Source organism: Halomicronema sp. CCY15110 (assembly GCF_016888165.1).
In the GTDB taxonomy this organism is placed as follows: domain Bacteria; phylum Cyanobacteriota; class Cyanobacteriia; order Phormidesmidales; family Phormidesmidaceae; genus Halomicronema.
In genome coordinates, this window is record NZ_JACSWC010000349.1 from 95021 (window position 1) to 119247 (window position 24227).

At 55.1% G+C, this 24227-nt stretch carries 26 protein-coding genes and 3 pseudogenes; 18 read left to right on the forward strand and 11 right to left on the reverse strand.

What is annotated here, in order from left to right; translation table 11 throughout:
• The first annotated feature begins 276 nt into the window (after positions 1–276).
• The 4 genes from JUK32_RS16830 to fni all read left to right on the forward strand — a co-directional run bounded on the left by JUK32_RS16830 (position 277) and on the right by fni (position 7917).
• Positions 277–1344, forward strand: coding sequence for a tetratricopeptide repeat protein (locus JUK32_RS16830; protein ID WP_204140023.1), 1068 nt, complete (start codon positions 277–279; stop codon positions 1342–1344).
• Between the two features lie 699 nt (positions 1345–2043).
• Complete coding sequence (locus JUK32_RS16835) at positions 2044–5235, forward strand: hypothetical protein (RefSeq protein ID WP_204140024.1); 3192 nt, start codon at positions 2044–2046, stop codon at positions 5233–5235.
• Positions 5232–6719 carry an MBOAT family protein gene (locus tag JUK32_RS16840; protein ID WP_204140025.1) on the forward strand — a complete coding sequence of 496 codons (1488 nt, stop codon included), beginning with the start codon at positions 5232–5234 and terminating at the stop codon, positions 6717–6719. The genes JUK32_RS16835 and JUK32_RS16840 overlap by 4 nt, the downstream gene beginning before the upstream one ends.
• A 124-nt stretch (positions 6720–6843) precedes the next feature.
• A complete protein-coding gene (gene fni, locus JUK32_RS16845; RefSeq protein WP_204140026.1) occupies positions 6844–7917 on the forward strand; it encodes a type 2 isopentenyl-diphosphate Delta-isomerase in 1074 nt (357 codons plus the stop codon).
• A gap of 99 nt (positions 7918–8016) precedes the next feature.
• On the opposite strand, the gene JUK32_RS16850 is transcribed toward fni, so the two are convergent.
• Positions 8017–8382, reverse strand: coding sequence for a single-stranded DNA-binding protein (locus tag JUK32_RS16850; protein WP_204140027.1), 366 nt, complete (start codon positions 8380–8382; stop codon positions 8017–8019).
• A gap of 144 nt (positions 8383–8526) precedes the next feature.
• Positions 8527–8655, reverse strand: a complete 129-nt coding sequence (locus tag JUK32_RS28065; RefSeq protein WP_255538279.1) for a hypothetical protein — start codon at positions 8653–8655, stop codon at positions 8527–8529.
• Between the two features lie 295 nt (positions 8656–8950).
• On the opposite strand from JUK32_RS28065, the gene JUK32_RS16855 reads away from it, so the two are divergent.
• The 4 genes from JUK32_RS16855 (at position 8951) to JUK32_RS16870 (ending at position 12141) form a co-directional block, all read left to right on the forward strand.
• Positions 8951–9955, forward strand: coding sequence for a rod shape-determining protein (locus JUK32_RS16855; RefSeq protein WP_204140028.1), 1005 nt, complete (start codon positions 8951–8953; stop codon positions 9953–9955).
• Between the two features lie 16 nt (positions 9956–9971).
• Complete coding sequence (mreC, locus tag JUK32_RS16860) at positions 9972–10805, forward strand: rod shape-determining protein MreC (protein ID WP_204140029.1); 834 nt, start codon at positions 9972–9974, stop codon at positions 10803–10805.
• Entirely contained in the window at positions 10802–11386 is a 585-nt protein-coding gene (gene mreD / locus JUK32_RS16865; RefSeq protein ID WP_204140030.1) for a rod shape-determining protein MreD, read from the forward strand. The genes mreC and mreD overlap by 4 nt, the downstream gene beginning before the upstream one ends.
• A gap of 323 nt (positions 11387–11709) precedes the next feature.
• On the forward strand, positions 11710–12141 hold the full coding sequence (locus tag JUK32_RS16870) for a hypothetical protein (protein ID WP_204140031.1): 432 nt from the start codon (positions 11710–11712) through the stop codon (positions 12139–12141).
• Between the two features lie 37 nt (positions 12142–12178).
• Here the strand turns inward: JUK32_RS16870 and JUK32_RS16875 are convergent, their stop codons facing one another.
• Positions 12179–12316 carry a hypothetical protein gene (locus JUK32_RS16875; RefSeq protein WP_204140032.1) on the reverse strand — a complete coding sequence of 46 codons (138 nt, stop codon included), beginning with the start codon at positions 12314–12316 and terminating at the stop codon, positions 12179–12181.
• Positions 12317–12468: 152 nt separating this feature from the next.
• Here JUK32_RS16875 and JUK32_RS16880 point away from each other — a divergent pair, with 152 nt between their 5' ends.
• A complete protein-coding gene (locus JUK32_RS16880; RefSeq protein WP_375541576.1) occupies positions 12469–13476 on the forward strand; it encodes an aldo/keto reductase in 1008 nt (335 codons plus the stop codon).
• A 295-nt stretch (positions 13477–13771) separates the two neighbouring features.
• On the forward strand, positions 13772–13945 hold the full coding sequence (locus JUK32_RS16885; RefSeq protein ID WP_204140034.1) for a hypothetical protein: 174 nt from the start codon (positions 13772–13774) through the stop codon (positions 13943–13945).
• Between the two features lie 37 nt (positions 13946–13982).
• On the opposite strand, the gene radA is transcribed toward JUK32_RS16885, so the two are convergent.
• Entirely contained in the window at positions 13983–15464 is a 1482-nt protein-coding gene (gene radA / locus JUK32_RS16890; RefSeq protein WP_204140035.1) for a DNA repair protein RadA, read from the reverse strand.
• A 146-nt stretch (positions 15465–15610) separates the two neighbouring features.
• Between radA and rpmI the strand changes: the two genes are divergently transcribed.
• The 4 genes from rpmI to JUK32_RS16910 all read left to right on the forward strand — a co-directional run bounded on the left by rpmI (position 15611) and on the right by JUK32_RS16910 (position 17814).
• The gene (gene rpmI / locus JUK32_RS16895; RefSeq protein WP_039725953.1) at positions 15611–15808 is read left to right on the forward strand and encodes a 50S ribosomal protein L35; all 198 of its coding nucleotides are present in this window, start codon (positions 15611–15613) and stop codon (positions 15806–15808) included.
• A 93-nt stretch (positions 15809–15901) separates the two neighbouring features.
• The gene (gene rplT / locus JUK32_RS16900) at positions 15902–16252 is read left to right on the forward strand and encodes a 50S ribosomal protein L20 (protein ID WP_039725952.1); all 351 of its coding nucleotides are present in this window, start codon (positions 15902–15904) and stop codon (positions 16250–16252) included.
• A 15-nt stretch (positions 16253–16267) separates the two neighbouring features.
• The gene (locus JUK32_RS16905; protein ID WP_239112753.1) at positions 16268–17053 is read left to right on the forward strand and encodes a transporter substrate-binding domain-containing protein; all 786 of its coding nucleotides are present in this window, start codon (positions 16268–16270) and stop codon (positions 17051–17053) included.
• Positions 17054–17274: 221 nt separating this feature from the next.
• Positions 17275–17814, forward strand: coding sequence for a tetratricopeptide repeat protein (locus tag JUK32_RS16910; RefSeq protein ID WP_204140036.1), 540 nt, complete (start codon positions 17275–17277; stop codon positions 17812–17814).
• Positions 17815–17952: 138 nt separating this feature from the next.
• Here the strand turns inward: JUK32_RS16910 and JUK32_RS16915 are convergent, their stop codons facing one another.
• On the reverse strand, positions 17953–18192 hold the full coding sequence (locus tag JUK32_RS16915) for a ferredoxin-thioredoxin reductase variable chain (protein WP_204140037.1): 240 nt from the start codon (positions 18190–18192) through the stop codon (positions 17953–17955).
• 290 nt (positions 18193–18482) lie between these two features.
• On the opposite strand from JUK32_RS16915, the gene JUK32_RS16920 reads away from it, so the two are divergent.
• From JUK32_RS16920 to JUK32_RS16930, 3 genes are all read left to right on the forward strand, one after another.
• Positions 18483–18866, forward strand: a complete 384-nt coding sequence (locus JUK32_RS16920; protein WP_204140038.1) for a hypothetical protein — start codon at positions 18483–18485, stop codon at positions 18864–18866.
• A 78-nt stretch (positions 18867–18944) separates the two neighbouring features.
• The gene (locus tag JUK32_RS16925; protein ID WP_204140039.1) at positions 18945–19817 is read left to right on the forward strand and encodes an MBL fold metallo-hydrolase; all 873 of its coding nucleotides are present in this window, start codon (positions 18945–18947) and stop codon (positions 19815–19817) included.
• A gap of 232 nt (positions 19818–20049) precedes the next feature.
• A complete protein-coding gene (locus tag JUK32_RS16930) occupies positions 20050–20925 on the forward strand; it encodes an S-methyl-5'-thioadenosine phosphorylase (RefSeq protein ID WP_204140040.1) in 876 nt (291 codons plus the stop codon).
• 220 nt (positions 20926–21145) lie between these two features.
• On the opposite strand, the gene JUK32_RS16935 is transcribed toward JUK32_RS16930, so the two are convergent.
• The 3 genes and pseudogenes from JUK32_RS16935 to JUK32_RS27645 form a co-directional block, all read right to left on the reverse strand.
• The gene (locus JUK32_RS16935) at positions 21146–21418 is read right to left on the reverse strand and encodes a type II toxin-antitoxin system RelE/ParE family toxin (protein ID WP_204140041.1); all 273 of its coding nucleotides are present in this window, start codon (positions 21416–21418) and stop codon (positions 21146–21148) included.
• Positions 21415–21579, reverse strand: a pseudogene (locus tag JUK32_RS27640) (addiction module protein); the annotation flags it as partial. The gene JUK32_RS16935 and the pseudogene JUK32_RS27640, both read right to left, overlap by 4 nt.
• The gene (locus tag JUK32_RS27645) at positions 21525–21785 is read right to left on the reverse strand and encodes a hypothetical protein (RefSeq protein ID WP_239112767.1); all 261 of its coding nucleotides are present in this window, start codon (positions 21783–21785) and stop codon (positions 21525–21527) included. The pseudogene JUK32_RS27640 and the gene JUK32_RS27645, both read right to left, overlap by 55 nt.
• A gap of 68 nt (positions 21786–21853) precedes the next feature.
• Between JUK32_RS27645 and JUK32_RS16945 the strand changes: the two genes are divergently transcribed.
• Complete coding sequence (locus JUK32_RS16945) at positions 21854–22240, forward strand: DoxX family membrane protein (RefSeq protein ID WP_204140043.1); 387 nt, start codon at positions 21854–21856, stop codon at positions 22238–22240.
• Between the two features lie 118 nt (positions 22241–22358).
• On the opposite strand, the pseudogene JUK32_RS16950 reads toward JUK32_RS16945, so the two are convergent.
• The 3 genes and pseudogenes from JUK32_RS16950 to JUK32_RS16960 all read right to left on the reverse strand — a co-directional run.
• A pseudogene (locus JUK32_RS16950) lies at positions 22359–22886 on the reverse strand (NYN domain-containing protein); the annotation flags it as partial.
• A 10-nt stretch (positions 22887–22896) separates the two neighbouring features.
• Positions 22897–23852 (reverse strand): IS630 family transposase gene (locus JUK32_RS16955; protein WP_204140045.1). Its coding sequence is split into 2 segments (ribosomal slippage): positions 22897–23513 and positions 23513–23852, totalling 957 coding nucleotides; the frame shifts between segments, so codons are not numbered across the junction.
• A 60-nt stretch (positions 23853–23912) separates the two neighbouring features.
• Positions 23913–24200 (reverse strand): annotated as a pseudogene (locus JUK32_RS16960) (NYN domain-containing protein); the annotation flags it as partial.
• Positions 24201–24227 lie beyond the last annotated feature (27 nt).

Sequence of the window (24227 nt, forward strand, 5' to 3'; positions counted from 1 at the left end):
AATGTAAGGGACAGGCTTGCAATTTGTGAGGCTGATGGCTGGCTGGGTGGAGGAGTGGGTGAGTGGGTGGGTAGAGGAGTGGGTGGGTGGCGGTACTTTTTTGGGGGGGCGTGCCGCCGCCGCGAGTTCAGATTGCCACGAGGAGCGCGATCGCACGACCCGCAGCGGAACGGTTTGGCCCTTTGCCGAAAACTGCCAAGGACTTGTCTGGAAGCTGAAGCCCCCGAGCGGTGTCGGTCTTGCATACTGCAGATATCGATAAGGAGTCCCCCACCGATGCTGCTCTCTTCTGCTCAGACTCAAGTCACCGTTTTTCCTCGCCCGGCTGTGCCGATGTATCCATGGCTCGGATTACATCAGGGGGCAACCGCAGTCGCCAGATTGTGGCAATCCTTTAACCTGCCCCATTGCGCACAGCTCTATGTTCAAGGTTGGCAGCAGCAGACGGCGGGACAGTGCGCTGGGGCACAGCGAGCGTTTCAGGAGTTATTAGGCATGGGACGTCAAATTGGTCATCAAGGTTGGATTGTGGCCGCTGAGCAAGCGATCGCGGCGTTGTCGCCAGCGACCGGCAATCCGGCCTCAGAGGGCACTCACCGCGCTGTGACTGCGCAGGACGTGGCCACCGCCGAACACTGTAATCGCGCTGCCGTGCTCCATCACCAGGGCTCCTGGCAAGCCGCCATCCAGGCTTATCAACAGGTGCTGAGCTTTGCTACCCAAGCGGGGCATTATTTGGCCATGGGACGTTGTTTGAATGGGTTGGGCTTAATCTATTTTGACCAGCAGCAATTTGCCCAGGCTGAGACGCGGTTCCGGGCGGCGATCGCGGTGCTGGACGAGCTGCAAGCACCACAGCCCCAGGCGATCGTTCACCATAATTTGGGCCTTGCCCATTATCAACAAGGACAATACAAGTCCGCCCAGATCCACTTGCAGGCGGCCTTAGAGCTGTGGCAACAGGACGAAGATGGCCTGGGCCTGGCGCTCACGCTGGATTATTTAGGTCGGGTCTACGCTCAACAGAGCGGCTCCTGGTTGGCGTTGGGGAGCTTTGAGGCTGCGATCGATGTTCTGAATGAGGTCTCGACTACTGATGATCAAGACGTGCGCCCAGAAGCCGCTGCCCTGCTGATGCAGATGGCTAACCTATGTGAACAAACGCGGCACTTCTATCTGGCGATCGCCTACCTGGAGGCGGCCCTGGCCATTTACCAATCGCTACCGTTTGTGGCTCCTGAAATTGTGATTTGGCAGCGGTTGAGCGAACTGTATGCCCAGGCGGGCCACCCCGCGATCGCGGGTTACTATGCCCAGCAGGTGGTTCAAAGCCGTCAATATTAGATGAGACCACAGCGGGGCGGCTGACATATCCAAGCCACATCAGTATCGAGCAGCAGTATCGAGCAGCCAATATCCAGCAGCAGCAATGAATGCTCTGCCGTTGACGAGAACGGGCGATCACCAGCGGTCGCCCGTTTTTTTATTGCAAGGCTAGGAAAATTTCAAGGCAGGAAATTCAATGCAAAGCCAGGCCGCTCTCGTGGTGACGGGCTGACAATGGGGAGAATTGCCGTTGACCGGATTTCTAGCTTGGTGGTGGAAGACTTAGTTAACGTTGGCTGCGTCGTATGACTGAGCGGGCGTAGCATCGTCCCAGTGACGGCAATCTCGCATGCCTTGGGCGCAGTTTTCTGGCCCTAGCAACTGCTGGTAGCCAGCGCTGAGACGGTCTATACGAACCATCGAATTCATCATGGCTGGCAGACCCCACAAAGAAAATCGCTAACGCTAAGGTGTAACCAAAAGTGGGCGATCGCCGTGTGAGTTGGCTGGACGACCTTTAGGATGAATAGATGAATAACTATGGAGGGTGAATGCCGTCGCCCAATCTTTGACTGAGTCAATCCCTCGGGAGAATGCAAAGATCTGCGTTTTTCTGTGAATGGACTGGTGAGATTCGGCAGACTGCGATATCCTTCACAGCTATATTTTGAGGGTTGCTTCTAGTGCTACCGCTCGATTTAAAAGTAGTCCGGTTTTATGACTGCCAAGCCGTTTACCCCGCCGCCGATTTCGAATGCTGAGCAATCCCTCAACGACTGGATTGCTCAACTGCTAGCGTCTAATGCCCGCGTCCAAATGCGGCTTAGGGGCAATGTTTTGCATGTGCTGGCCGAAACGCCCCATCGCTTGCATCAGTCCGGGGCGGTGACTCGATTAGTCGATGCCCTGCTGCATCATCCATCCGGCACTGCGGTCATTACGACCGTTTATCCCCAGGTTTATCAGCTCTACATTTACAGTCGCCGCCGGGGCCACTCGCAGCCCGACTGGACAGCTCCGATTTATCTCAATCGGTTAGAGCACCATCAGGCGCAGTTGCAACAGCAGGCCGGAGCGTCGCTGAAAATTGCTGATGCGGTGCAACAGGACGCGAGTGCCGCCAGCGATGTCACCCCCCACTCGGGCGACGTTGTCCCTGATGGCTCCGCCGCCGCCATTGTGCTGTCGCATTTAAGTTTGGCCAAACAGGGGGATGCTGACGCGATCGCTTGGTACCTCAGCGAAGTCTTGAGTTCCCTTGATGTGGGGGTCTGGGTGAGTGTGCGGGCGGCGTCGCGTCCGGTGCCGGGCCAGCGAGCGGCGGCCACTGATCCAGATCGGGCCACTGAGGATAGCGCCGACGAGCAGCAACGACTCTGGGTGTGGTGTGAGGCCGCATATAGCCCTGATCCGCTGCTCATTGCGGAACCCGTGACGGAACGGCTGCGGCAGCTCGAACTGACCCAGTTCAAAGACGCGGCCATCGTCATTCAGGTCCATGGCGAAGACACGCCGGACTGGAGCCTGCGCATCGATCTGACCCCCGCTGATGAAATGTTGCGGGAATGGGCGCGCTGGGGTGACGAGGGCGCGATCGCCCGCTTACTCGACACCGCGATTAGCGAGCAAGCCGCCGTCGTCACGATTGAGCGCAAGGATGAAAGCCTGCACTGTATGGTGCGATCGCTCCTCACCACGGAACCGCCCACGATTCCCAGTGAAGCCGCGATCATGACCGCGATTTCGCCGCTGGTGGAAGCTCTCGCCCCCCAGGGGGTGCATCGACTCATGGTGTACGGTCAGGCTCCCGAGTCAGACACGCCGGAATGGGTACGCTGTCTGAATTTGCCTGCCCTAGAGCATCCTGATCTGGCGATCGCAACCACCGAGTTGGCCAAGCAGGGGGATCTCGCGGCGTTAGCCTATTTGTTGACGCGATTGTTGAATCCTGACCTGGAGGCTCAACTAGCCACCGGCGGCATTCGCATTCAGGCGTTGCAGCGTGATCAGCTGCTCCACATCATGGCCGATGCGCCCATCTGTCCGACCCGGCGACAGGTGGTGCCGCAAATTCTGGATTTCCTGGAGGTGGTTAACCTCTCTGACATCAAAGGGCTGCGGGTATACGGTCGGCGCGCCGGACAACAGCGCCCGGCCTGGAGCTTTGGCCAAGACTTTGAGGCCCGGCCCGCCATGGTGCCGAAAGCCGAAGCCATGTTCGCGGTGTCGGATCAGTATGTGGGTGATCTGCTGTCGCCGTCTGAGGAAGAGGAACACGCCCCCGAGACGGAAGCATCCGCGATCGCCCACGCTATTCACACGGCTTGGCAATCCGGCCGCGACCACGTGCGCCAGTTTTTGTACGACACTCAACTCGTGGTGCCCCAGCAAGAGTTGACGCGCACGCCGCCCCCCCTCACTGCCGAAGACAGCCAGGATGCCGTCAAAATTGGCTTGGTGTGGGCGACGGTCGGCGTCTTGTTGGCCCTGCAAGTGGATTGGATCTTTGGACAGTTGGTGCAGCCAGGGCCAATAGCTGACACCCGCAACGCTGCGAGTGCCGCCGAAACCAGTGAATCGGTGGTCAATACGTCGGCCAGTGAGACCCCGCCGACTGATGATGAGTGGGAGCGCCAAGACTGGCTCGCCGAGCAGCAGCTACCCGATCTGCCCTTGGCTGAAACGGATGAGCCGACTGCGGCAAACGATTCGATCTTCAATGATGAGCAGTTGATTGCGAGTCCCGATCGCTCCCTCGCCCCCACGACCGATATCCTTGCCCAGTCGCCCTATCCCTCCTTCCGCAGCCAACAAATGGACGAAAAGCTAGCGCTGTATCATCAGCAGTTGGCTGAGTCTGGCCCGCCCGATGTTTTGGTGATTGGCAGTTCGCGAGCGTTGCGCGGGGTTGATCCCGCAGCGCTAGAACGTGAGTTGGCGGCCTTAGGCCAAGGTGAGTTGACGGTATTTAACTTTGGCGTCAATGGAGCCACCGCTCAAGTGGTGGACTTAACGATTCGCCGGGTGCTTCAGCCCGATCAACTGCCGCGCATCATTATCTGGGCCGACGGCGCACGGGCGTTCAATAGCGGGCGCACCGATATTACGTTTAACGCCATTGAAGCTTCTGAAGGCTATCAAGAGCTGGGTCGCCGCAATCCTGAAGCGATCGCCGCCGGAGACGATCCGGATGACTTAGCCAATCTGGCTGACGAGGAGCCCCAAGCGATTGGCGAAGCATTACGAGGCAGCTATCAAGCTTTAGACAAGACTCTGAGTGACCAACTGGGGCAACGCTCCGCCATTTACGCAGAGCGTGATGAACTCAAAGCCTTCGTGCGCGATCGCCTGCTGACGCCCTTAACCACCTCAGTGGCCCTGTCGCCGGATGTGGCCTCCAGTCCCAACACCTCCGATTTGGCGATTCCGGAAGGTAGCCAGATCGACTTTGACGGCTTCCTGGCGTTAGATGTGCGGTTTAACCCCGCCACTTATTTCCAGCTCTATGCGCGGGTCGCGGGGGCTTACGATAGCGACTACGAAGACTTTGCGTTGCAGGGCCAACAGACCGCTGCTTTTGAGCAATTGCTGGACTACACCCAACAGCGAGACATTCCCGTCATCTTTGTGAATACCCCACTGACCGACGAATATTTGGACGGGTATCGCAGCGATGTTGAAGCCGACTTTCAGCGACTGATGCTGCGGTATTCCGCGACCGAGAGCGATTTCATCTTCCGCGATCTGGGTCAGGTCTGGACGAACCGTTACGATTATTTCTCTGATCCCAGCCACTTGAATCGCTATGGCGCTTATCAGGTATCGTTGCGGTTGGCTCAGGATCCCATGATCCCCTGGCCCCGGGCGCTCGATTTATCCGCTGCTAATCCTGATCGTCTGACGCCATGACCCTACCTTCGATTCTGTATGGCTTATTTTTGCTCAGCGTCGTCGGGCTGTATTGGGCGCTACAGCAGCGATCGCTGCGGACTTGGCTGCTGCTGATCGCCAGCATTGTGTTTTACACCTCGCTGCAAGTTCACTATGTGCCGTTGATGTTGGCCCTAGTCGCCATTAACTTTTGGTTGGGACGGGTGCTGCAAATGCCCGCCGACTGGCGTGTCTCCAACGAACAGTGGCAGATGGCCGAGCAGCAATGGTATCGGCGGCGGCGCTACTGGCTAACTTTTGGGGTAGCCCTCAATGTCTTGCTGTTGCTGGGCTTCAAATATGTGGAAACCTGGCTGAAGTGGTTAGTGCCCGACGGCTTTAATCCTGAAGTGGCAGACGGTAGCTGGCTGGCGATCGCCTTTCCCCTGGGGCTGAGTTTCTTCACCTTTGAATGCATTGCCTACCTGGTCGATGTGTATCGCGGCGCGCCCGCCACCAATAGCCTGCCGGAATTTGCCGCTTACAAACTGTACTTTCCCAAACTGATCTCCGGGCCGATTACCCGCTTTCATAGCTTTACCAGCCAGTTGACCAATCAACCCAGCCTGAACTTCAGTTGGGCGGTGGAAGGGTTGTGGCTGATCGGCATCGGCGCAGTCAAAAAAGTGCTCATTGCCGACCACATTGGTACCCTCGTCAACCTCAGCTTGGATAATTTGGAACGAGCCGGGAGCTGGGATCTGTGGTTGGCGATCTTTGCCTACGGGTTACAGCTCTATCTCGATTTCAGCGGCTATGTGGATGTCGCCCGGGGCAGTGCGCTGCTCATGGGCATTAACCTGCCGCAAAATTTCAACTTCCCTTACATGACCACCAGCATCGCCGACTTTTGGCGGCGCTGGCACATCACCTTGGGTGATTGGTTGCGCAATTATCTGTACTTTCCCCTGGGGGGCTCGCGCCAGGGGCTCACCAGAACGGCGATCAACCTGATGATTGTCATGCTGATCGCGGGCGTATGGCACGGCAATACCTGGGGGTTTGTGATTTGGGGCGGCATTCACGGTCTGGCGCTGATCGGGCATCGTCTGAATCACGCGATCGCCCAAGGTTGGCAACCGTTACAGCAGTTTTGGCGGCAACCCTGGGGCGTCGTCACCGCCTGGGCCGCGACGCAATTTTTGGTGTTCTTTAGCTGGCTTTTCTTCCGCCTGCCCGAACCGCGCCAATATTCTCTGGCATTGCAAAAGCTGTGGGGCGTCAACAGCGATGCGCAATTTGCCCAAAAGGTCTACGTTGAGTCGTTGGGGCTCACCGCGCCCCAGCTGTGGAGCCTGCTCTGGCTACTGGTCGCAGTGATGATGTTCATTTACTTCGCACAGCGCGAGTTGAAGTTGCAGCTCAACTGGCCGGTCAAGTTATTGCTGGTGCCGCTCATGTTGTTCACTGCTTGGCAATTCGCCCCCAGCGAAACCCTCTCATATATTTATTTCGACTTCTAACTGGGCGGCGAAACCCGACAAGATCCTGTGGGACACTACTTCAGAGCTTGATTCTGGCCGCCAGCATGCTGCTGCCGCTGCTAATCACGCCCAGCCGAAGTTGCATTGCTGTGTATTTGGATTTATGACTGCTTCCCCTTTGCCTGACGTTGCCGATAATTTCGCGGCCGCCGCCCCAGAAACACAACAGCGCAAAGCCGACCACATCCGCGTCTGCCTAGAGCAGGATGTGCAGTGCCAGCAAATTACCACTGGCTTGGAAAACTATCGCTTTGAGCACTGTTGCCTGCCAGAACTGGACTGGGACACACTGGATGTGTCGAGTACCTTCTTCGGCAAATCCCTGGGCGCACCCCTGCTGATCTCTTCTATGACTGGGGGCACCGAGCAAGCTCGGCTGATTAACACCCGGCTCGCGATCGCCGCCCAAACCTTTGGCTTCGCCATGGGGGTCGGTTCTCAGCGGGTCGCAGTAGAAGCACCGGATGTGATGGAGACGTTTGCCATTCGCCGGTATGCCCCTGATGCTTTGCTGTTTGCCAATTTGGGGGCGGTGCAGCTCAATTATGGCTATGGCTTAGCGGAATGCCAGCGCGTAGTGGAGGGGCTGGCAGCCGACGCCCTGATCCTGCATTTGAATCCCCTGCAAGAGAGTGTGCAAACGCGGGGCGATCGCCATTTCAAAGGACTACTGAACCAGATTGAAACGCTGTGCCAACGGTTGCCCGTGCCGGTCATTGCCAAAGAAGTGGGCAACGGCATTTCCGCCGCCATGGCCCAAAAACTCATAAACGCGGGAGTCGCCGCCATTGACGTGGCAGGTGCTGGGGGGACTTCCTGGGCCAAGGTGGAGGGCGGTCGTGCCGCCGACCCGCGCCAGCGCCGACTCGGGCAAACCTTTGCCGACTGGGGCCTGCCTACTGCAACCTGCGTGACGCAAATTCGGGCGGTCGCTCCAGAGATTCCCCTCATTGCCTCAGGGGGCATTCGCAATGGGTTGCAGGTTGCCAAAGCGATCGCCCTCGGGGCGAACTTGGTGGGACTGGCCCATCCGTTTTTGCTCGCCGCCCATGACTCCGAAGCGAGTGTCGCCCTGCTGGCTGCCTGCCTGCTGGAAGAACTCCGCACCGTGTTGCTCTGCACGGGTAACCCCGACTTCACCGCTCTGAAGCGATCGGGCTCCTTGCAGCGGCTGTAGGGACGGCCAGGCCAGGCACCGGGTGCATCTCACAAGGCCGGTCTCATCCAGGGTATGGGGGCCAGGCTTGGGCTAAAACAGGTCCTCGGCAACGGCAGCTTAAAACTCGTCGTCGGCGTAGTTCGCCGACATACCGGCTTCGTTGTCACGCTTCGAGCCCAACAGCTCCAACCGCTCAACCCGGATCACTGGTGACGTGCGTAAGGCCCCGGTGGAGCGATCGTTCCACTGATCCAGCTTCAGGTTGCCACTGACTCCGATCAGGCTCCCTTTGCGCACATAGTTCGCCGCGATCTCAGCCGTACGGCCCCACATTTCGAGGTTGAACCAGTCTGGCTGATCAGAGTTGCGGGTGCGGCGATCCACCGCGAGGGAAAACTTACAGACCACGCTACCGGACTCAAAATATTTCACATCGGGATCACGTCCTGCTCGGCCTACAAGGGTTACGGAATTGATACTCATAGTCAGACTGTCTCCTGATTTTGTCCACTCGGTGCGACGGCACACCGCACTCGCCTCGTCGCTCAATGTACCAAAGCTTTAGCGAGTTCTCTAATCCCTGACCAACATCGGTCATGCTGCCATTAGTGTTAGTGTGCCGCAAATTTAGGTGAGCGGAAGTCCGTCCTGAGCCTGGCGATCGCTCACTGGCGGACGGGAACTGGTGAGTCGCTGCCCGCGATCGCTGCCCGCTAACACCACCTTCAACGTCAGGATGGTAATCTCGTATCGCACTTTTCCGAGTCGTCTGTTCACTCCTCGCCCGGCAACCGCAAGGGTTTTAATTCGACTGAGGATAATCACCCGCTAGACGCATTGATACGAAACGTAATAGAATCCACTTCGTCTGCATTGCAACCTGCAACAGACGTTCCCTGAATTAGTGTCTTGGCAAGCGGTGGTTCCAAATCCCAATCGGACATCTATGGCCTAGCATTAAGTTCGGCGAGTTTACATACAACCGTCCACTTCGTTCGTTTGGGAGCTAAGTCTCGTGGCTTTGTTTGACCGATTTTCACTCTCCCGAGACATGGGTATTGATCTGGGCACCGCGAATACGCTGGTGTATGTTTCAGGCAAGGGAGTGGTTCTACAAGAGCCCTCTGTGGTCGCCATTGATACGATACAAAAGAAACCGTTAGCCGTGGGTGAAGAGGCTAAGCGCATGCTAGGTCGTACCCCTGGCAATGTGGCGGCACTACGTCCCCTGCGAGATGGCGTCATTGCTGATTTTGATACGGCTGAATTGATGCTCAAACACTTCATTCGGCAAGTGCATGAAGGTCGCACCCTCGTTTCGCCACGGATCGTGATTGGCATCCCGAGCGGGGTGACTGGCGTTGAGCGCCGCGCGGTCATGGATGCCGCGCAGCAGGCTGGCGCCCGTACGGTCTACTTGATCGACGAGCCCGTAGCCGCCGCGATCGGGGCGGGGTTACCCGTTGCCGAGCCCACCGGCAACCTGATCATTGACATTGGCGGCGGCACGACCGAAGTGGCCGTCCTCAGCTTGCAGGGCACCGTGCTCAGTGAGTCCGTCCGCGTTGCGGGGGACGAACTGAGCGATTCCATCACGCAATATCTCAAGAAAGTCCACAACCTGGTGGTGGGTGAGCGCACGGCGGAAGAAATCAAAATTAAGATCGGCTCGGCCTATCCGAGCTCTGACGATAATGAGCTCATCATGGATGTGCGCGGACTCCACTTGCTGTCGGGTTTGCCGCGTACGGTGACCGTCAAGGCCGGCGAAATTCGCGAGAGCATGGCGGAGCCGTTAGCGGTCATTGTCGAGGCCGTCAAGCGAACGCTGGAACGCACCCCCCCGGAACTCGCGGCTGATATCATCGATCGCGGCATCATGTTGGCGGGCGGTGGCGCTTTGCTACAGGGGCTCGACACCCTGCTCAGCCATGAAACAGGGATTGTCGTCCATGTGGCGGCCGATCCGCTCAGCTGTGTGGTGTTGGGCACTGGACGAGTGCTCGAAAACTTCAGTCAGATGGGTCGTGTCTTCAGTGGCAGTTCTGGTATTTAAGATAGGTTGAGTAGCCATGTTTGCCCTGCGGCGCTGGTGGAATCAATATGCCCTCAAGGCCGGATTAGTGGTCTTGGTGATGATTGCGGCGCTGAGTATGCGTGACAGCGGCGGTGCGGTGATCTATGAAATGTATCGCTGGGTCACCCGCCCGTTTCACCCGGGGCCATCCCGCGAGGCCATGTTGCAATCGAGCTATGCCCAAGAGTTGCAGCAGCGCTTGGTCGAGCTCGAAAGTCAAAACCGATCGCTCCGGCAAATTGTCGAAGGTGACAGCTCACCAGCCGATGAGGGGACACCCGCTGCTGTCATTGGCCGCAGCGCAGGTGACTGGTGGCAGCAAATCATCATTAGCCGGGGCGCACAGGATGGTATCACCCCCGATGATGTCGTGACCGGGCCAGGGGGCTTGGTGGGCCGCGTGATTGCGGTTTCTCCCAATAGCAGCCGGGTTTTGTTGGTCAGCGACCCCACCAGTCGCGTGGGGGCACGCATTAGTCGGAGTCGAGCCACTGGTTACATTCAGGGCAGCATGGGGCAACAAGTGGTGATGGAGTTCTTCGACAAAATTCCCGATGTGAAAGTGGGTGATGTGGTCACCACGTCCGCCTACAGCAAGCTGTTTCCCCAAGACATCCCCATTGGTCGGGTAGTCGCCCTTGATCTCGCTAAAAGTCCCGCGCCAGAGGTGACGGTGGAGCTCACAGCGCCGCTGGGCATTGTCGAATGGGTGGAAGTCATTCCCTTTGAGCCCAGAGATATCACCATGCCAGAGACTCGGGATACTCTGCAAGAGGTGATTCCTAATCGGGAAGGGACGGATGCGGTGGAGGGCGATCGCACGCCATGACGATCAGCCGCTCTGTTAGTCTGGGCCAGCGTCGTCGTTATCGCTGGATTAATATTGGCCTCGTCATGGGCTCGGCCTTGCTGTGTACTTTGCTGTTGCCCATGCGATTACCTGGCATGGTGTTGTTTGGGGTAGCTCCCAGTTGGTTGCTCATGTGGCTAGTCGCTTGGAGTGTGCAGCGCAGCGGCGTCGAGGGGGCGATCGTGGGTTTTATCCTGGGCCTGGTGCATGACGGTCTGACCGGCTATTTCCCCACCCATACCCTGGGGTTAACCTTGGTGGGCTTTCTCACTGCCCGTATTCAAAAACAGCGATTCATTCAAGAAGACTTTGTCTCCGTCGCGATTATCGTTTTTGGCATGACTGTGATTGCCCAGACCATCATGGCGCTGCAAATCACGGCTTATCATCTCGTGAGCAGCACCTCGCCTTATCCAGGCGTGCCCGCTATTTGGCTCCAGCATCAGCGCATTGCCCTTAGTTCCGCTATTCTGAGCAGCCTTTGGGCTCCTGCTATTTACTATCCACTGAGTCGCTGGTGGGCGCATTACGAGCAGATTATGGCACCGCCTAGCAATTAGGGTCGGCCAGAAAATCACCTTCTGAGTGAGGGACGTGGATGAGTTGCTGCGGGAAGGGGGCGATGGGTGCCTGCTCGTGAACAGCCGAGATGGCTGTCCCAACTGATTCAATTCCCATTCCTTCGTTAGCAGGCGCTCTAAAGTTGCAACGGGGTGCAGTTGTCCACGGGGAGCGCAACGCAGTTAAATGGCCGGGGGCGATCGCCGGTTTTGGGGCTCGCGGACTGTTTGTTTGAGGACAGTTTAGAGATTGCGCCTCCGGAGGAAGACACATTGCAAAGGTAAAGCTAAGTTGTTGATGTTGCCGGTCTACAGAACTCGCCATGAAAATCCAAAAATTTGAGTTAGAGGCCTTGGGCAACTCTTTACGCCTGATCAGCACTAATTTGATGAAAGCTCCAGCCACGAGCCCTCAGACCAAACGACTGTGGTACCAAGGCCAAGAAGCCTATTTCGACATCACTGTTGATATCCAGGGAGAAGAGATCATTTGGTTTCAGATTACCCTGCGGGGCAAGGTGGTCTCTGGCAAACCAGCCCACACGCTCATTACCGGCGAAACGGAAGAACTGGATGTGCCCGCCGAAGTCTCGTACTATGCAGCGAGCAAAACGCTCCGGGACGGTGCTGCAATTAACTGGGACTTTGTCCAGTGCATGGCCGAAATGCTGGCCTACCGACAAGATGAGCCAATTTTAACTCGGGTTCATGACCTGTTGACCCAGTCGCTAAATCAGCATTTTCAAATCGCGTAGCATAGCGCTTAACTCCACGACACCAGCTAACCAGAGTTCACGAATAGACCACTAAATCGCCCGCCCAGTCATCTTTCATACCACTAGCGCTGAGGCTACTGTAGCCTCGTAGTAATGCCGCGCGGTTGGCTCTGAAATGATGATCAAATAACGGCAAAATTGTTAGAGCAGGCATCTTGCCTGCCTGGGGATAGCCGTCTCGGCTATCCCAACTTATTCTCAATTCTCATTCCTAAATGTCCCTGACAGTCTAATTAGAGCGGGCAACTACGGAGTCAGCCTGGCCGATGATCGCCTATCCTACTTGCCAGAGAGGTTGTTGGGAGCATGAAACCCATGGCGCAAACGACAGAAGTGGCTCAAGCGTTGGCGATCGCCTTACCAGAGATGGGGTGTGGTACCTGGGCTTGGGGTAATCGCCTGCTGTGGGGCTATTCGCCTGATATGGATGAGCAGTTGCAGGCGGTATTTAACCATTGCGTGAGTCAAGGCGTGACGCTGTTTGATACTGGGGATTCCTACGGTACAGGCCGCCTCAATGGCCGCAGCGAAGCCTTACTGGGGCAATTTGCCAGCGCTTATGAGGGAGCCAATCGCGATCGCCTCTGCCTCGCGACTAAATTAGCGGCCTATCCCTGGCGACTGACTCGGGGCGCGATGTCCAAAGCCTGTGCAGCATCGGCCCAGCGGCTGGGACGATCCGTCGATTTGGCGCAACTGCATTGGTCTACGGCGAACTATGCCCCCTGGCAAGAGGGGGCGCTGCTCGACGGTTTGGCGGATCTCGTTGAACAACGCCAAGTTCAGGGCATCGGGCTCTCGAACTTCGGCCCGCAACGGCTGCAAAAAGTCTATCCGCGCTTTCGCGATCGCGGCATTCCCATCACGACGCTGCAAGTGCAATATTCCTTGCTATCGACTTATCCCGTGACCGAGTTGGGCATTCAGGACGTTTGTGATGAGCTAGGAATTCGGCTGATTGCCTACAGTCCCCTGGCATTGGGCCTGCTCACCGGTAAGTATGAAGTGGGGCGAAACCTCCCTAGCGGTTTACGGGGATTGGTGTTTCGCCAATTGCTGCCGGGGGTGCAGCCCATTTTGGACACCTTGAACGCGATCGCCATCTTTCGCGAAAAAACGATGGCCCAAATCGCGTTGAACTGGTGTATCTGCAAGGGTTTCATGCCCATTCCCGGCGCTAAAACTTTGGCGCAGGCGCAGCAAAATACGGGTGCATTAGGCTGGCGTTTGGAGGCTGGTGAAGTGGTAGAACTCGACAATGCGGTCAGACGCAGCGATAAGCAAATGGTGCAAAATATTTTCCAGACTCGCTAGACCTGGTCGCTGTCTTGGGACTTGACTGTGTCCCACATCACAATTCCTTTGTGTAAAGTCCCATCCGCATTAAATTTGTGTGAAAGATTGTGAGCGGCGATCGCACTGGCACTCATTAGTTTTCATAATAAAAAGTAGCGGCATGAATCATCAATCTAAATCACCGCTCTTCTGTTAACTGCGGTTTGACCCTTGTTCATCATCTACCCGGTAGCGCCACGGGCCTACCAAGGACGCCCAGTGGTTATCAACTTTTATTAGCCCATTGCATTCGTATTTGTGGAGGAATTCTGCTATGCGTGTTTATACCAACCCCGCCCTACGCCACCTTGTCAGCTACGCCAAGCTATTTGTCGGTCTAACTTTCTTGGCGGTCTTGCTATTTCAAGCCGCCAAGATTTGGGGCAATGACCCCACCATTCAAGACATTAAAAACTTAGTGAACACCGAGCAAACCGAACAACCGTAGTGGTGATGGGCTGCTGCATGGCACCCTGGCCATTCGGTTAAGCAGCACCGCCTAGACCCGCCGTGATTGCATCCATCACGCGGGCCACGGGCACCACTTCCAGTGGTGTGTCTAATCCTCCCTGCCCTTTGGGAACGATCGCTCGCTTAAAGCCGAGTTTGGTCGCTTCTTTCAGGCGTAATTCTAATTGCGACACGGGGCGCACCTGGCCGCCCAGTCCCACTTCACCCAGAATGACGGTGTAGGGATCGATAATGCGATCGCGAAAGCTGGCCGCCACTGCCAACGCAATTCCCAAATCGGCCGCAGGTTCCCCTACGTTTAACCCCCCGGATGACGCAACGTAGGCATCCAGTTTTGAGAGGGGAATGCCGACCCGCTTTTCGAGCACTGCCAGGATTTGCAACAGCCGGTTGTACTCAATGCCCGTAGTGGAGCGGCGCGGCGAACTGTAGCTGGTCGGGCTCACGAGCGATTGCAGCTCGACCACCAAAGGGCGAGTCCCTTCACAAGCCACGATGGTGGCAATCCCAGGCACGGCTTCATCGCGATTGCCCAAAAATAGTTCCGACGGATTGTGGACTTCTTGCAGTCCCTGCTCCACCATTTCAAAAATGCCCAGCTCATGGGTCGCGCCAAAGCGATTTTTGACCGATCGCAGTAGACGGTGACTGGCAAAGCGATCGCCCTCAAAATACAGCACCGTATCGACCAAATGCTCCAGCACTTTCGGCCCCGCGATCGCCCCTTCCTTGGTGACATGCCCGACGATGAAGAGAGCAATATCATCGCGCTTGGCGACCTGCATCAGTCCTGACGTACATTCCCGCACTTGGGAAACCGACCCCGGTGCCGAGGTCAGCGCCCCATAGTACAGGGCTTGGATACTATCGATCACCGCCACCGTCGGCTTCAGCGACTCCAATTCCATCAAAATCGTTTCCAGGTCGACTTCGGGGAGTAAATAGAGCCCTTGATTGGCGGCTGTTGCTTCCGCTTTAGGGGCGGCGGGTGATTGAGCGGCCCCGGTTTCGTCCTCCAGCTCATGCCCCAAGCTGCCGATGCCCAAGCGCTGCGATCGCAACTTCACCTGCTGTCCCGATTCCTCGGCACAAACGTACAGCACCCCCATCTTTTGGGCCAAATAGTTTGCCACTTGCAGCAATAAAGTGGATTTGCCAATGCCCGGATCGCCCCCCACCAGCACGAGGGAACCCGGTACAATACCGCCGCCGAGCACGCGATCCAGTTCTTCATAGCCAGAGGGCTGGCGCGGCTGGGGGCGGTCTTCAATTTGGTTGAGGGTGCGGGCGAGACGGGGTTCTGGCTGTTTGGTCGATTTGGTGGCGCTGGTGGAGCGCGATCGCCCTCGGACAGCACCCATCTGGGCCGGTTCTGAGGTCTGCGTCACCTGCTCGACCATCGTGTTCCAGTTGCCGCAGACGGTGCATTTGCCAAAATACTGCGACGACTCCGCCCCACAACTGTTGCACACATAAATTGAGCGTGACTTGGCCATACCATCCCCCAAGATTTTAATAAGTTTGTATCACTTTTTGCCTGTTCATCGCAGGGAGAGTGAGGACGGTAATCGTGATGCCCTTGTGTAGATCAAGATGCTGGGTATATCATGTAAGACTGCGTCGAAAATAGGAAAACGTCGTCATGCCGAAGCTAAAAACTCGCCGAGCGGCTGCCAAGCGTTTCAAGCGCACGGGCAGTGGCAAGTTCGTACGCCGCAAAGCATTTCGCAATCACCTGCTGGACAAGAAAAAGACGAAGCGCAAAGCTCGTCTGTCTCAGAAAGCAGTGGTGGTTGATGCCGATGCGCCTAACGTTGAGCTGATGCTGCCCTACTCCTAGCGCTTTGGCTAGCGGTAGTTGGTGTCACGCTTTGCATGCTCATCGTCCAACTTTCCCAAGTTGGTACTTGTAAATACTCAGGACTAAGACAGAATGGCACGGGTTAAACGCGGTAATGTCGCCCGCAAGCGCCGGAAAAAGGTGCTCAAGTTGGCAAAAGGTTTTCGTGGATCGCACTCTAAGCTCTTTCGCACGGCGAATCAGCAGGTCATGAAGGCATTGCGGTATGCCTATCGCGATCGCCGTCGTCGGAAGCGTGATTTTCGTCGGCTATGGATTACGCGCATCAACGCTGCGGCGCGTCTGCACGGCATGAGCTACAGCCGACTCATCGGCCAGCTCAAGAAAGCTGACATTGAGATCAACCGTAAAATGTTGGCTCAGATGGCGATTTTAGACCCGGAAGGGTTCGGTAAGGTCGTCGAAATTGCCAGCAAAGCCTAAACTTTTGAGGTAGTCTTGTCAGCTCACGACATGCGCTTACCGATTTCTATTTTTAGCCTGGTACTGGGGGTGCAAGGTTTTGCAGCCCCAGTTGCGTTTTCAGCGGATTTAGCCACGATTGAAGAACGAGGCTATTTGGTGGTAGCCGTGAAAGACAATTGGCGGCCACTCGGGTTTGTAGATGAAGGTGGAGATCTGGTCGGGCTGGAAATCGACATCGCCACCCGCCTAGCTGTTGAACTGTTTGACGATCCCACCGCCGTCCAGTTGGTGCCGGTGTCGAACCTGGAACGGCTCTCGGCGGTGCTGAATGATGAGGTGGATTTGGCGATCGCTGGTCTCGCCATCACCCCTATGCGCCAGCGTGTTGTCAGTTTCAGTACGCCTTACTACCTGGACGGTACCGCCTTTCTTACGCGCGATCCGGCCATTCGCGATTTGCAAGATTTAGCCCAGGGCACGATCGCGCTGATCGACGGATCAGAAGCTGTGACCCATGTGAACTACCTGCTGCCGACGGCAACCTTAGTGGGTATCGACTCGTATCAAGAAGGATACGAGATGGCGGCAGCGGGACAGGTGGAGGCGATCGCCGCTGACCTGACCGTTCTGTCTGGTTGGGTGCAGGAATATCCCAATTACCGTTTGTTACCCAGTGTGCTGACGGCGGAACCGTTGGCGATCGCCTTCCCGAAAGGCAATCAGTACGCTGACTTGCAGCGGTTTGTAAATGGCACGATCGACGAATGGCATGCCGACGGCTGGCTAGAGGAACGGGCGACCTACTGGGGTTTGCCTTGAGCGATTCCCAATAGCAAACCAATAACCCCGAACGGATGGACGGAGGCGGGCTCCCTTTGCTCCACCGACCGCTTGCCACCGCTCCCCCTGGCCCCCCGCCGCGTCCCTACTTCTGTCAAGAATTTCCAACCTTCAGAGAGAACTCTTCAAGGAGGGCATTTAGCATGTCAAGATAATCGGTATAAGATGCTAGTCCTGAATTGATTTTCACAAGCGGAGACATGGAAGATACCAATCTGCTGTTGACCTATCTGGTAACGCTGCTCGGTTTATTAAGTGTGGCGGCGGTGTTGGTCATTCGCCAAGTGTTTAAGACGCGGCGCGTCGAGGGCACCCTCAATCGTTTGCAAAGCAAGTTGAGCAAAGAGAAGGGCAACGCCCGAGAATACTACGAACTGGGTAGCCTGCTGCTGGATAAAAAGCTCTATTCTCAGGCGGTTACGCAATTCAAACAAGCCCTAAAACTGTTAGCCAAAGAAGAATCAGAACAAGCGGCTTTGATTAGCAATGCACTGGGCTATGCCTACTTTGCTCAAGAGCAATATGACCTCGCAATTCGCCAATATAAAGAAGCTTTAGACATTGCACCAACCTATGTCACAGCTCTGAACAATTTGGGCCATAGCTACGAACGAAAACAGCTGACGACCCAAGCGCTGGAGTCGTATGAGTTATCACTAAAGTACGACCCTGATAACAAGACGGCTAAACGTCGCGCCGAGTCTCTGCGCAAGCGCTTGGCTCCCGCTGGTCAGGAATAAACGGCTCACAAAACCCCAAACACGAAATAAACCCCTCGCTGCCAAAATTTACCGGCAACGGGGGGTTTGTGTTACTTCGCTGTACACCACCTACCAGCACCAAGGCAAAGAGCCCTTGTGCATGGGGGCATTAGGGGACTAATCTACCGCTTCTAGCTCGTCACTGCGGAGGTGCGCTTGAAAAGGTCGCTTAGCGCCTTCGACTGCGAATTTAACGACCACGGGAAAATTAGCGCTGATGGGGCGGCCTTTCCAATCTTTTAAGATCTTGGTCACTTCGCCTTCCATGCCCTGCGCATCAAAGGCGGCGCTGCGGTGCAGGGGATGATGATAAAAGATGACCGAATCTTTGATTCGTACGCGATCGCCAACCTGCATGGCTAACTATGCCTCCTCTCAATTGCTCGCCGTTTACCCTGAGGGCATCAACGGTCTTTTTTGACAGCTTTTCCATCTTTGCACAGGTTGTTACAGAAACTACCCATTTACTGTGGTCTAAACACAGACAAACGCCGCACTCAGTCTTAGGGGACGCAGCCCTCGACTGATGGCTCCGGGTGAACGGCATTAGTCAATATCAAAATTTCTCAACTCTGCTGGACAAACTTGCGAGAAAAGTACAAGCGCACTAATATTGATGTAGAACAGATGTTCACGCGAAAACTATTATGATTAGTCTCGCCACAACCACGGCTGATGTTTCTTTTGCTTCGCCAGTTTGGGAAACTGTGCGCTTTCGGCGAGCGAAAGAGAAGAAGGGATGGGCTTTATTAGGCATTCCCCAGCAAGTGTATCCGTTGGTGGCGCTACGATTATTTGAGCTTCAGGCCAAGTTGATCAACCGTCACGAGGCTGAAGGGTTTACGAATCTGCTATTTGAAGCGCCGCCCAGTGTGGCCGCTAAGTTGGCCTGCGCCTTTCCGGCACCACCGGGTTGTGACGTCCTGAAGGTGGCCGAGTCAGGCGATCGCATTCTCTCTGGCAAAGCGGCAAAATCGGCCAAAGCGATCGCCCAGCGACCTGATCCGTCTGACACATCAGCAGTGGCATAACCCGCTGGATGGGTCATCTGAAGTCGCTGCATCACGGTGCTATACCAGAATTAGCCCTGTCTGGAGCGTTGACGAAAAATGGCCCACCTCAAAGATCGCCGCCCCCAAAATATTGACGGTGACATTTATGTAGACACGTCTTGCATTGACTGTGACACCTGTCGATGGATGGTGCCCAGCGTGTTTCATCGCGATGCTGGCATGTCAGCGGTTTATCATCAGCCCCTCACCGAGGCAGAACGGTTGGCCACCTTGCAAGCCGTACTTTCTTGTCCGACGGCTTCGATAGGGACGGTGGAGCCCCCTAAAGACATGAAGGCTGCTCAAGCGAGTTTACCTACCCCCATTGCGGAGAATGTGTATCACTGCGGCTACCACTCTGAAAAATCCTATGGCGCGGCGAGTTATTTCATTCAACGGCCCGAAGGCAATATCCTGATTGATTCTCCTAGATTCGCCGCGCCCTTGGTAAAGCAGTTAGAAGCCCTGGGTGGAGTGCGGTATTTGTATTTGACCCACCGGGATGATGTGGCGGATCATGAACGATGGCACGAGCAGTTTGGCTGCGATCGCCTCTTGCATGTTGCTGACATAACATCGAGTACCGCCGATATCGAACAGCCCTTACGGGGGACTGAACCCATTGAGTTTGCCCCCGGTATCACGATTATTCCTGTGCCGGGACACACTCCGGGACACACCGTCTTGCTCTATCGCGATCGCTTTCTATTCACGGGCGATCATCTCGCCTGGTCGGCGCGGCTGCACCAGCTCTACGCCTTTCGCAATTATTGCTGGTATTCCTGGACGGAGTTGGGGCGATCGATGGAACAGCTTGCCGCGTATGAGTTTGAGTGGGTGCTGCCGGGGCATGGTCGCCGCTATCATGCCGACACCGCGATGATGCGCGAACAGATGCAAACATGCCTGGACTGGGTGCGATCGCAGTAAATTGAAGCTGGAGAAATTCTGCTGGGATAGTTCTATGGCTGCAGATTTGATGGCCGAGGCTGGATCATTAGAGATATCCTGGCCGAGCGGTATCACAGCGATCCATCAAGCAAGCGATCGCCCAGAGCGGGTAACGCATCCTGGGGGAGAGAAGCGAGTGATGAACTAGGCGCGCGATCGCAAATCCCTGGCCGAACTCGCTACAATCAACGGCGTTGAACAAAACATCTCTATGACACCACAGGCAACCATCGGCATCATTGGCGGTAGCGGACTCTACCAAATGGACGCGCTCATCGACATCGCAGAAGTGCCGGTCGAAACCCCCTTCGGCCCGCCATCCGATGCCTTAATTGTCGGCACCTTGGAAGGGACTCGGGTGGCGTTTCTGGCCCGTCATGGCCGCAGCCATACCCTCATGCCTTCGGAGTTGCCCTTTCGTGCCAACATTTATGCCATGAAGCAACTGGGCGTGCAGTATCTGATTTCCGCCTCAGCCGTGGGGTCGTTGCGAGAGTCGGCCAAGCCTCTAGATATGGTGGTGCCTGACCAGTTTATTGATCGCACCAAAAATCGCGTTTCGACCTTTTTTGGTGACGGCATCGTGGCGCATATTGCGTTTGGCGATCCCATTTGTCATGCCCTGGCAAAAGTCGTTGCCGATGCCGCAACCAGCCTCAATTTGCCTGACGTGACGCTGCATCGTGGCGGCACCTATGTCTGTATGGAAGGACCAGCCTTTTCCACCAAGGCGGAGTCAAATCTGTATCGTAGTTGGGGCGCGACCATTATCGGCATGACCAACTTGCCCGAAGCCAAACTCGCCCGCGAAGCCGAAATTGCCTACGCGACGCTGGCGCTGGTGACCGATTACGACTGTTGGCACCCCGACCACGACAGCGTCACCGTCGAAATGGTCATTGGCAATTTGCAGAAAAATGCGAAAAATGCCCAGGCAGTGATTCGGGCAGCGGTGCGCAGTTTAGCGACAACGCCTCCCGCATCCGAAGCCCACGATGCGCTGAAATATGCGGTGATCACGCCCCTAGATAAAGCACCTGCGGCGACTTTAGAGAAGTTGGACTTGTTGTTGAAGAAGTATCGTTAAGCGATCGCCGGGTGAGAACTTAGTGACCCAGAAAAGTCCTGAAAGGATTGATACGGCTGAGTTTTCATGTTGAGAGGGGGGCCAATAATGGGAAGCTGAATCGCCCCAACTATCAGTATCTGCCGGGGCTGTATCGTCAACTGATGACCCTACTGAGTCAACGGGCGATCGCCCCAATCACAGACAGCGGGAGGTTAGGGTGCGATCGCGGCAAGCCAATCTATGAGCGCTGCTGCCAAGATTTTGAAGTGACGATGATGTGACTGGAAACGATGCGGTAGTAGATGGCGTAGGGAAATCGCTTGACCACGGCTCGACACACATCCCGGTAGACGACTGGATACGCCTCTGGTATCAGGTAAACGCGATTGAGCATTGCATCGATACAGTCGAGCAACTCGTCGACCAAATCAGCTTTCTGGCATTCGTACCATTGAAAGGCTTCATCCAGTTCGTCCCGAATCTCTGGACGAAAAACTAAGGCGTAATTCATGCTTGCCGCTTGATCGAAGCTCGCACTTCATCCCAGGTCAAAATGTTGTCTGGATCGGTGTCGGTGTCTTCAATCCGCTGGTCGAGTGCTTGTTTCTGAGCGTCGGTCAGGTCGGGATAAGTCTGCTCAGCGGCAATGCTGTCCCAAATTGCTTGAACCAGGAGATCGCACTCAAGCCCTCTAGCCACGGGCTGATTTCTGGAGCACCGACCCCGAGTGGTAGCAGCGATCGCGTCGGGGCGGGCAACACAATCCACAGACTCAAAAACAAGCTGGTGCCCACTAATAGCCAAGCCACCAGGTGACTCCCCCAGAGCAACAACGATCGCGGACGGTGTGGTCGGCTCAGCCGCCGAGTCGGACGCATGGAGTCTGTCCTTCAAAAACAATGACGAGGAGCTGAGCCCCACTTTGTTAGGGTAAAGGCTAAAAACCATGCCGAAACTTAAACCAGCTCTGAAATTTGCCTTGAGCACCTTATTTGTGGTGGCGGGGCTCAATCACTTTATCAGTGTAGATTTTTACCTCAACATCATGCCGCCCTATTTGCCTTGGCCCTTGGGGTTGGTTTACCTCAGCGGCATTTTCGAGATTGCTTTGGGGCTGCTGCTATGGGTGCCAAAATTCACCGCGATCGCCGCTTGGGGGCTTATTGTTTTGCTGATTGCGGTCTTTCCCGCCAATCTCCATATGGCTCTCAACCCGCAGCTTTATCCAGCTTTTAGCGCGATCTCGCTCTGGCTGCGACTGCCGCTACAGTTAGTGTTGATAGCTTGGGCCTATTGGTATGTGCCACCAGCGGCTCGCCTTGGCAGTCGGTGACGCCGTTTGGAAAAAAGGCGATCGCCCACAGCCAAACTTCGCGGGTAGTTCGCGGCTAACAACTGCGATCGCCCCGCTTCCGGCAAATCCACCAAGACACGTTACAGATGTTGCTCTTCTATTTTGCCCGAACATATAGGGCTTTGTGAGTTCCTCCAGCGACATCTCTCTCTTCAGTCACAAACAAATTTTGCTTTGCTTTTACAAGTAGAGAAAGTTTTTTATAGCCATATAGACGCGAATCGAAGTCAGGTTGAAGCTTATTAAGATAATTGCCAAATGCGCCAAGCTCTGCCCATCCTTCGTCATCGCTGGATTCTTCCAATGCCGCCAATAAAAATTGAGTGGGAAAAACTCCTTTCTCATTATTGGATTCATGAGAGGTACTTTTATCGTGCTTTGATGCTTTGCGGTGTTGGGAATCGGTTCCTGATTCTCCGTCTTCGAGTGTAGGACGTAGTACCTCGGTGAAAATAAACTTGTGACAAGCATTTCTAAAAGCTTCTGGTGTTTTCTGTTCTCCAAAGCCTAGAACAGTTAGTCCTTCCTCTCGAATCCGTACTGCCAATCCAGTAAAGTCACTATCGCTGGTCACCAAACAGAAACCGTCGAACTTGCGCGTATATAGCAAATCCATAGCATCAATACAGCGTTTTTCACTCTAATGAGGTACAGTAGCAGCAATTTGTGAACCAATTCCTGATGTCTTGCAAAGAAACTTCCTCGAAGGCTTTGTCTAAGGCTTTTGCTAAGTCAGGATATGTTCTTGCTTCGAGTGATCGTAAGATCGACTTGACCTTCGACCAGAAATTCTCGATCGGAGAGAATTCGGGCGAGTAAGGGGGCAAATAAATGAGTGAGGCTCCTGCCTGATGAATCATTTCTTCGATGTCTTTGCCTAAATGAATAGAGCAGTTATCCATAATCACACAAGCTCCTGGCCATAATTTGGGCACTAACCTTTGGGAGATAAAAGCCTCAAACGTCAAGCCATCAAAGGCTCCCATGATACTGACATTGGTCAACAATCCAGTTAAGCTGAGGGCACCGACAATAGAAACATTTCGACCTCTTTTCTGAGGGCGTTTGCCGTGGACACGTTGACCTTGAGGGGCGCGAGCACGGAGCCGGGTCAAGGCCAGATTCACTCCAGATTCATCAATGAAGATGAGGTTTTCAGCTAAAATGCCTCGTACTAATTGCCAAAAGCCCACTCGCTTTAGCTGGACACGCTCACTTTCCTTTTCATCGGCGTGGAACGTCTTTTTTTTACTGTTAGGTCGAGCTTTTTGAGGGCCCGATCAATGGTTGAGGTGCTGACCCAGAGAGCAGTTTTTTCCGCTAGTTGCACCCGCAGTTCTGCCAGTGTCGCATCATTTTGCGCTTCCACTAATTGTCGAAGTACATCTAGATGTGCGCTCTTTAGCTTTGGCGGTGTCTGCTGAGTTCGGATTTTGGGTGCGAAGGAATCAGTTTCTCGATACTGCTTTAATAGTTTCTGAATAAAGCTTGGGGCGACACAAAATCGTCTTGCTAGCTTCCGTTGCGAAATAGATTCGTCTTCATGAGCTTTAATGATTTTTCGGCGGAACTCAACGGAGTAGGCTTTCATTCCTGTCCCTCAGCACGACTGCTAAACGTATCAAGCGTATCTCACTAGGCTGGGAAAAGCTATAATTAAAGCGCTATCTGTTGCATTTTTTCCTGTGGTGTAAGCAAATTGCTGCACGGGCTTAATTGAGTATTTCTGAAGAACCTTTTTCCAAGATGCGCTAGTGGGAGCAGTAAAGTCTCCATATATTCGCTTGACTGTGGCTTCGCCAAAACGTGCAATTTCAGCTAAAAGTCCTTCAATAACCGCTGCTTGTGCATTGTCAGCATCAATCAAAACCGCCAGGCGGAGAGTTGGTTCCCTCACTGGTGCAGAAAAGTTTTGGGAGCAAAGTATCGGTAGTCTCATCGTGAGAAAGTCGTCACTTTCGAGAAC